Annotated in this window: 9 protein-coding genes and 1 pseudogene; 5 read left to right on the top strand and 5 right to left on the bottom strand. The window is 71.3% G+C overall.

The features are described 5' to 3' along the window. The 3 genes from G6017_RS05540 to msrB form a co-directional block, all read left to right on the top strand. On the top strand, positions 1 to 601 hold a 601-nt coding region (locus tag G6017_RS05540; RefSeq protein ID WP_182616320.1), incomplete at its 5' end, for an alpha/beta hydrolase. Positions 602 to 650: 49 nt separating this feature from the next. After that, the gene (locus G6017_RS05535; RefSeq protein ID WP_347237947.1) at positions 651 to 1,847 is read left to right on the top strand and encodes a glycosyltransferase family 87 protein; all 1,197 of its coding nucleotides are present in this window, start codon (positions 651 to 653) and stop codon (positions 1,845 to 1,847) included. A 9-nt stretch (positions 1,848 to 1,856) separates the two neighbouring features. Continuing rightward, positions 1,857 to 2,297 (top strand): peptide-methionine (R)-S-oxide reductase MsrB, encoded by a 441-nt coding sequence (msrB, locus tag G6017_RS05530; protein ID WP_179525394.1) that lies wholly within the window; start codon positions 1,857 to 1,859, stop codon positions 2,295 to 2,297. A gap of 79 nt (positions 2,298 to 2,376) precedes the next feature. On the opposite strand, the gene hemQ is transcribed toward msrB, so the two are convergent. The 3 genes from hemQ to hemE are packed head-to-tail and all read right to left on the bottom strand — an operon-like array spanning position 2,377 to position 5,576. Further along, complete coding sequence (hemQ, locus tag G6017_RS05525; RefSeq protein ID WP_182609424.1) at positions 2,377 to 3,072, bottom strand: hydrogen peroxide-dependent heme synthase; 696 nt, start codon at positions 3,070 to 3,072, stop codon at positions 2,377 to 2,379. Between the two features lie 3 nt (positions 3,073 to 3,075). After that, on the bottom strand, positions 3,076 to 4,458 hold the full coding sequence (hemG, locus tag G6017_RS05520) for a protoporphyrinogen oxidase (protein ID WP_182616318.1): 1,383 nt from the start codon (positions 4,456 to 4,458) through the stop codon (positions 3,076 to 3,078). A 2-nt stretch (positions 4,459 to 4,460) separates the two neighbouring features. After that, a complete protein-coding gene (gene hemE, locus G6017_RS05515) occupies positions 4,461 to 5,576 on the bottom strand; it encodes a uroporphyrinogen decarboxylase (protein WP_182616316.1) in 1,116 nt (371 codons plus the stop codon). A gap of 106 nt (positions 5,577 to 5,682) precedes the next feature. On the opposite strand from hemE, the gene G6017_RS05510 reads away from it, so the two are divergent. Next, positions 5,683 to 6,270 (top strand): DUF3000 domain-containing protein, encoded by a 588-nt coding sequence (locus G6017_RS05510; RefSeq protein ID WP_179525398.1) that lies wholly within the window; start codon positions 5,683 to 5,685, stop codon positions 6,268 to 6,270. Then, positions 6,267 to 7,505 (top strand): HRDC domain-containing protein, encoded by a 1,239-nt coding sequence (locus G6017_RS05505; protein ID WP_182616314.1) that lies wholly within the window; start codon positions 6,267 to 6,269, stop codon positions 7,503 to 7,505. The genes G6017_RS05510 and G6017_RS05505 overlap by 4 nt, the downstream gene beginning before the upstream one ends. A gap of 12 nt (positions 7,506 to 7,517) precedes the next feature. Here the strand turns inward: G6017_RS05505 and dxs are convergent, their stop codons facing one another. Next, positions 7,518 to 9,407 carry a 1-deoxy-D-xylulose-5-phosphate synthase gene (gene dxs, locus G6017_RS05500; protein ID WP_182616312.1) on the bottom strand — a complete coding sequence of 630 codons (1,890 nt, stop codon included), beginning with the start codon at positions 9,405 to 9,407 and terminating at the stop codon, positions 7,518 to 7,520. Between the two features lie 117 nt (positions 9,408 to 9,524). After that, a pseudogene (locus G6017_RS05495) lies at positions 9,525 to 9,891 on the bottom strand (class I SAM-dependent RNA methyltransferase); the annotation flags it as partial.

Raw genomic sequence — 9,891 nt, 5'->3', positions numbered from 1 at the left:
GGACCCGGGTGCCCGCGTGCCCGCCGCCCTCCTGTCCGACGTCATCCGCTCCGCCCTCGCCGACCTGTCCGGTGCCTCCGCGGCGGAGGCGTCCGAGGGGGACGTGATCCTCGGCGACATCGCGGAGGCGGGCCCGGGCGCGGACTCGCCCGGATCCCCGGTGCGTGCCCGGGCGGAGGCGTTGACGAGCTCGTCACTGCCCTATGTCGCGGGGTGCTCCGATCTGCCCCGGCGGGTGCCGGTGAGCCGCGTCCCGGAACTCGCCACAGAATGGACGGATGACGCACCCTTCGGGGAGATCCTCGCCGCCCAGCTGTCCGCGTGTTCGACCTGGCCCGTCCCGGGAGAGTCCACGCTGGAGCTACCTGGCGCCGCGCCCGTGCTGCTGATGGGTGGGATCGCGGACCCCGTGGCCGGTGCCGCCGCGCTGGAACCCACCGCGGGGATGCTGTCGGCCGCAGGGGCCGGCGACATCCGGGTCCTCACCTGGGGTGCACCCGGATCGCGCGTGGTCCTCCACTCCGCGTGCGCCAGATCGACCGTCACGGAGTTCCTCGCCGACCCGGCCACCGTCGACCGTTCCGTGGCCTGTCCCTCCTGACCGGGGCGCCTGCGTGGGGGACGCGACCCGGGCCGGTAGCCTGCACACCGTGCCGTTGCCGACCCGAAGCACTGACTCCGTGCCCCGCCTGCTGAACCACATCCTGTGGCCGCTGGCGATCATGACCGTGATCCACCGCGTCCTGATCAAGGCCGTCAACGGATCCATCACCAATGACTTCGGGACCGTCTACGCGGCGACCAGACGTTTCCTCGCCGGCGAACCCGTGTACAGCGAGAACCTGCTCACGGTCCAGCCGCACTACCTCTACGCCCCGAGCGGCACCTTCCTGCTGGCCCCCTTCGGCGTGATCGACAACTACACCGTCGCGCGGTGGTTGTTCATCCTCGTCAACACCGCGGCGATCATCGGCGCGCTGTGGCTCCTCATGAGGTTGTTCGACCTCGACGTACGGTCGTTCGCGGCCCCGGCGATCCTCCTGGGGGCCTTCTGCACCGAGGCGGTCACCAACACCCTGGTCTTCACCAACGTCAACGGCGTGATCTTCCTGTGCCAGGTGGCGTTCCTGTACCTCCTCCACCGCCGGAGACTGTGGTGGGCCGGTGTGGCCATGGGCCTGTCCCTGGCCATCAAACCGATGCTCGCGCCACTACTGGTCCTCCCCCTCATCCGCCGTCAGTGGCAGCCCTTCGTCGCCGCCGTGGCGATCCCCGCCGCCGCCATGGCCGCGGGCTGGGCGCTCACCGTGGACGCCGCGCGGTACCTCGAGGTGACCGCGCCGTACATGAGCGAGGTCCGCGACTACTACAACAGCTCCCTCGCCGGCCTCGGCCTGTACTACGGTGTCCCCGAACCACTCATCCTGGTGGCCCGGATCCTCATCGTGGTGGCCACCCTGGTGGCCGTGTGGCTCCTGCTGGACTACCGGCACAACCACGAGGTGCTGTGGTTGGCCACCACCTCCGGTGTCATCCTGGCCGGTGTGTTCCTGGTCTCCAGCCTGGGGCAGATGTACTACTCGATGATGCTGATCCCGATCATGCTCACCGTGGTCCTGGACAAGTCCTTCGTGCGCAACTGGCCCGCCTGGCTGGCGGCGTACGGGTTCTTCACCCTGGACTTCTGGGAGTCGGCCCGGTGGCCGTACTACGGGCGACTGCTGGAGTTCGCCCATCCCACGCTCGGATGGCTGTTGTTGCTGTGCACGGTGTTGGTGATCCTGCTGTGGCGGCGCACGGACCCGCGGCGACACGAGCGGATCGCACCGGCCGCCGCGGCGGCGTAGCCTGCGGACATGAGTGAGCGCACCGACACCCCCTCCAGCACTCCACAACCGGACTTCACCCTCGACGATGCGGAATGGCGCCGCAGACTGACCCCCGAGGAGTACCAGGTCCTGCGCCGGGCCGGCACCGAGCGGCCGTACACCGGGGAGTACACCGACACCAAGACCGAAGGGGTCTACCGCTGCCGCGGCTGCGGGGCCGAGCTGTTCCGCAGTGACGCCAAGTTCGACTCCCACTGCGGCTGGCCCTCGTTCTTCACGCCTCTGGCCGGTGGGGCCGTCATCGAGCGGACCGACACCTCCCTCGGGATGACCCGCACCGAGGTGGTGTGCGCGAACTGCCACGGCCATCTCGGTCACGTGTTCTCCGGCGAGGGCTACCCCACCCCCACGGACCTGCGGTACTGCATCAACTCGCTGAGCATGACGCTCGAGCCCGCCGAGGACTGAACGCACGACAGGAGGGGCCGGCGGGGACGTTGTGGTCCCGGCCGGCCCCTCGCGTCGATCCCCGCGGCGCTGAGCCGTCTCAGGGCATCGTGGTGGCCAACTGCTCGGCGCTGATCCGGGGCCCGGTGAAGAACGGGACCTCTTCACGGACGTGACGCCGCGCCTCGGTGCTGCGCATGACGCGCATGAGGTCCACGATCCGGTCCAGCTGCGGGGCCTCGAAGGCCAGGAGCCATTCGTAGTCGCCCAGAGAGAACGACGGCACGGTGTTGGCCCGGACGTCCGGGTACTCGCGGGCGGCGCGCCCGTGCTCGGCGAGGATCTGGCGACGCTCCTCGTCGGGGAGCAGGTACCACTCGTAGGACCGGACGAAGGGGTACACCGAGATGTACGCGCCCGGCTCCTCCTCGGCGAGGAACGCCGGGATGTGGCTCTTGTTGAACTCCGCGGGCCGGTGCAGAGCCGTGTTGGACCAGTGGGCCGTGCTGGCCCGGCCCAGGATCGTGGTGCGCCGGAACTCGTTGTAGAACCTCTGGAGTTCCTCGATGTGCTCGGCGTGGGTCCAGATCATGAAGTCGGCCTCGGCGCGGAGCCCCGAGACGTCGTACAGTCCGCGGACCACCACGTCGGTGCCGTCGAACCGGGCGAGGAACCGCTCGAGGTCCGCGGTGACCGCGGCCCGGTCCTCCCCCAGTTCCCCGGGCGTCACGGTGAAGACCGAGAACATCAGGTAGCGGAGCGTCGAGTTGAGCTTCTTGTAGTCAAGGCGTGCCATGGCTCAATCCTGCCACCCGGCGGCCAACCGGCGGGCCGCGGCCCGTGCCGAGCCGATGCACGCGGGCACGCCGACCCCCTCGGTCGCACCTCCGACCACTTCGACCCCGGGCAACCGCTCCGCCAGTTCGGCCCGCACGCCCGCGATCCGGTCGGCGTGCCCCGGACCGATCTCGGCGAGCGCGTCCTCCCAGCGGCGGACACGCGAGTACAGGATCGTCGGTGCGGATCCGCACACCCCGGCCAGGGCGGACTCGGCCATCCGGGCCAGTGCGATGTCGTCCGCGGTGAGCACGTCGTCGTCGTCGAGCCGACCGAACGACACCCGCACCAGGTGACCCGGTCGGGTGTCGAGGTGGGGCCACTTGCGACTGGTGAAGGTCATCGCCTTGAACGGAACCGGCTCGTCGGTGGCCACCAACACCCCGGAGAGCTCGGGCAGGTCGAGCCCCCGGTCCACCTCCATCGCCACCACAGCGGACGAGGCGGTCCGGATCCCGGACAGGCCGGACACAGCGCCGTCGACGCCACCGGCGGCGGCCAGGAGCGGTGTGGCGTGGGGGACGGGGACGGCGACGACGACGAGGTCGGCGTCCTCCACCCACGATCCGCGCGCGCCGGTGACCGTCAGGGTGTACCCGGAGGGCTCGCGATGGATCGCGGTGCAGGTGGCGTGAGAGCGGACCGTGGCACCCGAGGCCTCGGCGAGCGCGGACACGAGCCCCCTGTACCCGCCGTCGAGGGTGGCGAACACGGGCCCAGGCACCCGGTTGCCCACGAGCTCACCGATCGCGGCGGTCAGCGTCGGTGCGCCGCGGTCCAGCGCCTCGGCGAGACCGGGGATGACCTGCCGCAGGCCGAGTCCCGAGCTGGGGGCGGCGTACACCCCGCCGAGCATGGGATCGACGAGCCGCGAGACCACCGCGTCGCCGAACCGGTCGGCCACGAGCCGGCCCAGCGAGACGTCCCCGCCGGGTTCCCACTCCAGCGGCGTGTCCGTCTCACGGGCGGCGACGGCCGACTCACCGGGGCTCAGCACACCGGACAGGCCGGCCACGTCGGACGGCAGCCCCATGAGGGTGCCGACCGGCATCGGGACCAGTCGACCGTCGGTGAGGATCGCCGGGCCGAGCGGTCCGGGGTGCCGCAGGGTGTCTGTCAGCCCCAGCTCGGCGACGAGCTCGGAGGCCTCCGGTCGGCGACCGATGAATGCCTCGGCCCCCAGCTCCATGGGGCCGGACGGGAAGTCGACGGTGTGCAACGCCCCACCGAGGGAGTCCGACGCCTCGAGGACCGTGATCCGTGCGCCGGGCAGGTCGAGGGAGAGCTGATAGGCGGCGGTGAGACCGCTGAGACCGCCACCGATCACCGCGACACGAGGGGCCATCCCTACGTCCCGGTCAGCTCGTGGACCAGCTCCACCACGTGGGTCACGGCACCCGGGTCGGTGGCGGGCAGGACGCCGTGCCCGAGGTTGAACACGTGCCCGCGGGCGCCCAGCTCACGTGCCCGCGCCCCCTCGTCGAGGATCCTGCGGACCTCGGAGTCCAGCGCCGAGCGGTCGGCGAAGAGCATGGCGGGGTCGAGGTTGCCCTGGAGCACCTTGCCCGGAGCCCGCACCGCGGCGTCGTCGAGCGGGATGCGCCAGTCCACACCGACGACCTCTGGACCGGCCTCGCCCATCGCCCCGAGCAGTTCTCCGGTGCCCACGCCGAAGTGGGTGCGGGGAACCGTGGAGATCACCTCGTCGGCGAAGATCCCGGTGGAGTGAGGGAGCACCATCGAGCGGTAGTCGCGCAGGCTCAGCGCGCCGGCCCACGAGTCGAACAGCTGGACGGCGTCCACCCCGGCGTCGATCTGGGCGCGCAGGAACACCGTGGTCAGGTCCGCCAACTTGGACATCAGTGAATGCCAGACGTCGGGTCGGGAGTACATCAGGGACTTCGTGTGCTCGTGGTTGCGACTGGGGCCGCCCTCGATGAGGTAGGAGGCGAGGGTGAAGGGGGCGCCGGCGAAGCCGATCAGCGCGACCTGCGGGTCGAGCTCGGCCACCACCATGCGGACGGCCTCGCCGATCTTCTCGAGACGGTCCGGGGTGAGATCGGGAAGCGCGGCGACTCCGGCCTCGTCCCGGATCGGCGCGGCCACCACGGGCCCGGTGCCCGGCACGATGTCGATGTCCACTCCTGCCGCCGCCAGCGGGATGACGATGTCGGAGAAGAAGATCGCGGCGTCCACCCCGTGGCGGCGGACCGGCTGCAGAGTGACCTCGCAGGTCATCTCGGGATCGAAGCAGGCCTCGAGCATGGTGCTCCCGGCCCGGAGTTCGCGATACTCGGGGAGCGAGCGACCCGCCTGACGCATGAACCACACCGGGGTGTGAGCGGCGCCGGTGCCTCCGACTTCGTCGAGGTAGGGGCCGGTCCCGGCTCGGCGCGCGGTGGCGCGGCCGGCGCCCTGGGTGTCAACGGACCTGGGATTCGAGGGCACATCGGAGTTCAGCACACCCCCATGGTCCCATGAGTGCGCCTCCGGGGCCCTCCACCCCACCCCGGTGGGCGACGGCGCGCCTCCTCGGGGCGCCGCCGGGCGGTGGCTAGCGTGACGACCCGTGAGCACATCGGTCAATGACGGCGAGCCCGAGGTCTTCCGGGAGGCGGTCGAGTCGCTGTCCCGGCTCGAGGTCCGCCCTGAGATCTCCGTCGGCCCGATCCGTCCGCCGCAGAGACTGGCGCCGTACAGTCACGCGCTCGGGGTGGAGATCATCCCGCCGACCGGGGACGATGTGCCCGAGTTCTCCGACGGGGACGCGTTCGGTCGGCTGATCCTCCTCCACGACCCCTCCGGGGACGACGCGTGGAACGGCACGCTGCGGCTGGTCGCCTACATCCAGGCCGACATGGAGGCCTCACTCGCGGGCGATCCCCTGCTGCCCCAGGTCGCCTGGAGTTGGCTCACCGAGGCGCTCGACGAGGACGCCGGACCGTACACGTCGCTGGGCGGAACCGTCACCAGCACCGCGTCGGTCCGCTACGGCGACATCTCCGGACCGCCCCAGGCCCACCAGCTCGAGTTGCGCGCGTCGTGGACCGCCCTCGAGTCGAACCTGACCGGTCACGCCTCCGCCTTCTGCAAGACGCTCTCCCTGGCGGCCGGACTCCCGCCGGTCGGCGTGACCTCCCTGCATCGTCGGGCGTGAGCGGCCGACGACGCGGAGAGACCCCGCCGGGGGCGCCGCCGCCCCCGGCGGAGTACGAGTTCGTGGACGACGCCTCCGGCATCGGGTCGGTCGCCTCCGTCGTGGAGTCCTCGGCCGGACCGGTCGCGGTGGACGTCGAGCGCGCGTCGGGGATCCGCTACTCCGAGCGCGCCTTCCTCCTGCAACTACGCCCCGCCGGCGGGGCCGCACTGCTGGTGGACCCCGAGACGCCGGGCCAGACGGTCGGGCCGCTCGCGGGCGTCCTCTCCGGACGCCCCCTGCTCCTGCATGCCGCGAGCCAGGACCTCCCGTCACTCCGTGAGCTCGGGATCAGGCCGACGTCTGTCATCGACACCGAACTGGCCGGGCGGTTCCTCGGGATGGAACGGGTGAACCTCGGGGCGATGATCTCGGAGCACCTGGGCATCGGGCTGGCCAAGGCCCACTCGGCGGCGGACTGGTCGCGACGCCCGTTGCCCGCATCCTGGCTCGACTACGCCGCCTACGACGTCCTCTTCCTCCACGAACTGGCGGACGCGGTACTCCCCCGGCTCGACGAACTCGGCCGCCGCGACTGGTTCGAGGCCGAGTGCCGACACCTCGTCGACTCGGATCCGCCCGCCCCCGCCCCGGATCCCTGGCGCAGGCTGGCCCGCCTGACCTCCCTGCGCGACGCCCGCCAACTCGCCCGGGCACGGGAGTTGTGGATGGCGCGTGACCGGGTGGCCGCGGAGCGAGACATCGCTCCCAAGAGGTTGCTCACCGACGCGGCGATCATCGAGGCGGCACGCACCGCGCCGACGAACCGCACCGACCTGCTCGCGATCGAGGGGTTCGACGGCCCGCACCGCAGACGCCTGGCGGACGAGTGGCTGGCGGCGTTGGAGTGGGCCGCCGAACTCGGGCGTGGCGACCTCCCCTCTCGCCAGGCGCCGCGCGGGGAGCACCCCCCGCACACCAGTTGGAAGCGGACCGACCCGGGGGCGGCGGCGCTCCTGGACTCCGCGCGCGAGGCGCTCGGTGAGCTCGCCGAGGAGGTGGGAATCGAACAGGGGCTGCTGCTCAAGGCGTCGACGCTCCGGTTGTGGGCCTGGCGGGCGGCCACCACCGACACCGTCGACGACGCGGCGCTACTGCACCGGGTCCTGCAGGCCGAGGGTGCCCGCCGCTGGCAGATCGAACTGACGGAGGCTCCGCTGCTGGGCGCCGTGCACGAGTTCAGAGCGGAGAGCTGAGGGCGTCCGGACTCAGCTCTCGACCCGGTCGCCGAGGCGCTGGCGGATCCCGCGGGCGATCCCCTCCGCGGTCAACCCGGCGTCGGCGAGGATCTCACCGCGGGAGGCGTGGTCGAGGAACTCCTGGGGTATCCCCAGGGCGAGTCGGTCCACCCTTACCCCGGCGCGCTCCAGACTCGCCGAGACCGCCGACCCGACGCCACCGTGGAGCCCGTTGTCCTCGACGGTCACCACGAGCTGTCGACCCCGCGCGGAGTCGACGACCGAGTGCGGGACCGGATAGACCCATCGCGGATCGACCACGTCGACAGTGACACCGGCGGTCTCGAGTTCCCGGGCCGCGGCCAGCGACGGCGCGACCATCGACCCGACGGCGACGACGAGGACGTCGGCGTCGCCGGACCCGTGCACCCGGTCGACGCCGTCGGTACTGGTCTCCAGTGCCGGGACGGGTTCACCGACCGAACCCTTGGGAAAGCGTACGACGGTCGGCCCGTCGGTCACCTCGACGGCCTCGCGGAGCTCCGCGCGCAGGGTCTCGGCGTCGCGCGGTGCGGCCACCCGGACCCCGGGGACGATCCCCGTCAACGACAGGTCCCACATCCCGTTGTGACTGGCGCCGTCGGGGCCGGTCACCCCGGAGCGGTCGAGCACCAGGGTGACCGGCTGCCCGAGGAGCGCGACGTCCATGAGCAGCTGGTCGAACGCACGGTTGAGGAAGGTGGAGTACACGGCCACCACCGGGTGCATCCCCCCGAGCGCCAGTCCGGCGGCCGAGGCCACGGCGTGCTGCTCGGCGATGCCCACGTCGAACATCCGGTCCGGGAAACGTTCACCGAACGCCGTCAGTCCGGTCGGCCCGGCCATGGCCGCGGTGATGGCCACGACGTCGTCCCGTTCGGCACCGATCTCGCACAGTTCGGCGGAGAAGACCGACGTCCAGTCGACCGCGGACGACTCCGAGAGCGGTCGGCCGGTGTCGGGGTCGATGACCCCGGTCGCGTGCATGAGGTCGGCGACGTTGTTCTCCGCGTGGACGTACCCCATGCCCTTGCGTGTGACCACGTGGACCACCACCGGGCCGCCGAAGTCCTTGGCCAGCCGCAGCGCGGCCTCGGTGGCGGCCAGGTTGTGTCCGTCCACCGGCCCCATGTACTTCAGTCCCAGGTCGGCGAACAGCTCCTGCGGCGACACCACGTCCTTCAGGCCTGTCTTGATCCCGTGCAGGATCGAGTACACGGCCTTGCCGACGACGTCCTTGCGCGCGCCCAGGGTGCGCTTGGTGTGGTCCATCGCCTTCTCGTAGGCGGGCTGTAGCCTCAGGACCCCGAGTCGTTCGGCCAGGCCTCCGATCGTGGGGGAATACGATCGTCCGTTGTCGTTGACGACGATCACCATGGGCCGGTCTTTGCCGGCCGCGATGTTGTTGAGCGCCTCCCAGGCCATCCCGCCGGTCATCGCGCCGTCGCCGATCACGGCCACGACGGTGCGGTCGGTCTCCCCGCGCAGGGAGTACGCCTTGGCGAGACCGTCGGCGTAGGACAGCGACGAGGTGGCGTGCGAGGACTCGACGACGTCGTGGTCGCTCTCCGCGCGGCACGGGTATCCCGACAATCCGCCGCGGGTACGGAGCCCGTCGAACTGCTCACGACGACCGGTGACGATCTTGTGGACGTACGACTGGTGTCCGGTGTCGAAGACGATGGGGTCCCGGGGGGAGTCGAAGACCCGGTGCAGGGCGATGGTCAACTCCACCACACCGAGATTGGGGCCGAGGTGCCCGCCGGTGGCGGAGACCTTTCTGATGAGGAACTCCCGGATCTCGCCGCAGAGCCGGACCAGCTCGTCGGGTCCGAGTGCACGGAGGTCGGAGGGGCCGTTCACCTGATCGAGCACACTCATTGCCGTCGACTGCCCCTTCCCTGGCCGCACCCCTCAGGGTCGAACCAACAGTCTACGGGCAATCGGCGCGAGACCCCGCCGGCGCCTCGGCCGGTCGAGGTGCGCCACAGGGTCGGGTCAGCGCGCGCGGGGGGAATCGAGGACGGCGAGACCCTCCACGTGGTGCGTCGCGGGGAACGCGGCCACCCCCCGCAGGTCCGTCAGCGTCCAGCCGGCCGTCACCAGGACCCCGACGTCGCGGGCCAGACTCGCCGGGTCGCACCCCACGTGGATGATCCGCGACGCCGTTCCGCCCGCGAGCGCGGTCATCACGTCGATCCCCGCACCACCCCTCGGCGGGTCCAGGATCACGAGATCGGGCTCACCGTTCCGGTCGGTCCCACCGACCGTCCGGTCGAGGAACGTCTCGACCCGCGCAGCCACCGGGACGACCCCCGGGCCGACGTCGAGGGCGGTCCCCACCGCGTCGAGAGACGGACGTGCG

This window comes from Dietzia sp. B44, assembly GCF_014145245.1.
Taxonomy (GTDB): domain Bacteria; phylum Actinomycetota; class Actinomycetes; order Mycobacteriales; family Mycobacteriaceae; genus Dietzia; species Dietzia natronolimnaea.
This window is presented reverse-complemented; position numbering and strand designations above follow the sequence as displayed.

Excerpts from the sequence above, each read along its gene's own strand:
- msrB (WP_179525394.1), top strand. The coding sequence starts at position 1,857 with ATGAGTGAGCGCACCGACACCCCCTCCAGCACTCCACAACCGGACTTC.
- hemQ (WP_182609424.1), bottom strand. The coding sequence starts at position 3,072 with ATGGCACGCCTTGACTACAAGAAGCTCAACTCGACGCTCCGCTACCTG.
- hemG (WP_182616318.1), bottom strand. The coding sequence starts at position 4,458 with ATGGCCCCTCGTGTCGCGGTGATCGGTGGCGGTCTCAGCGGTCTCACC.
- dxs (WP_182616312.1), bottom strand. The coding sequence starts at position 9,407 with ATGAGTGTGCTCGATCAGGTGAACGGCCCCTCCGACCTCCGTGCACTC.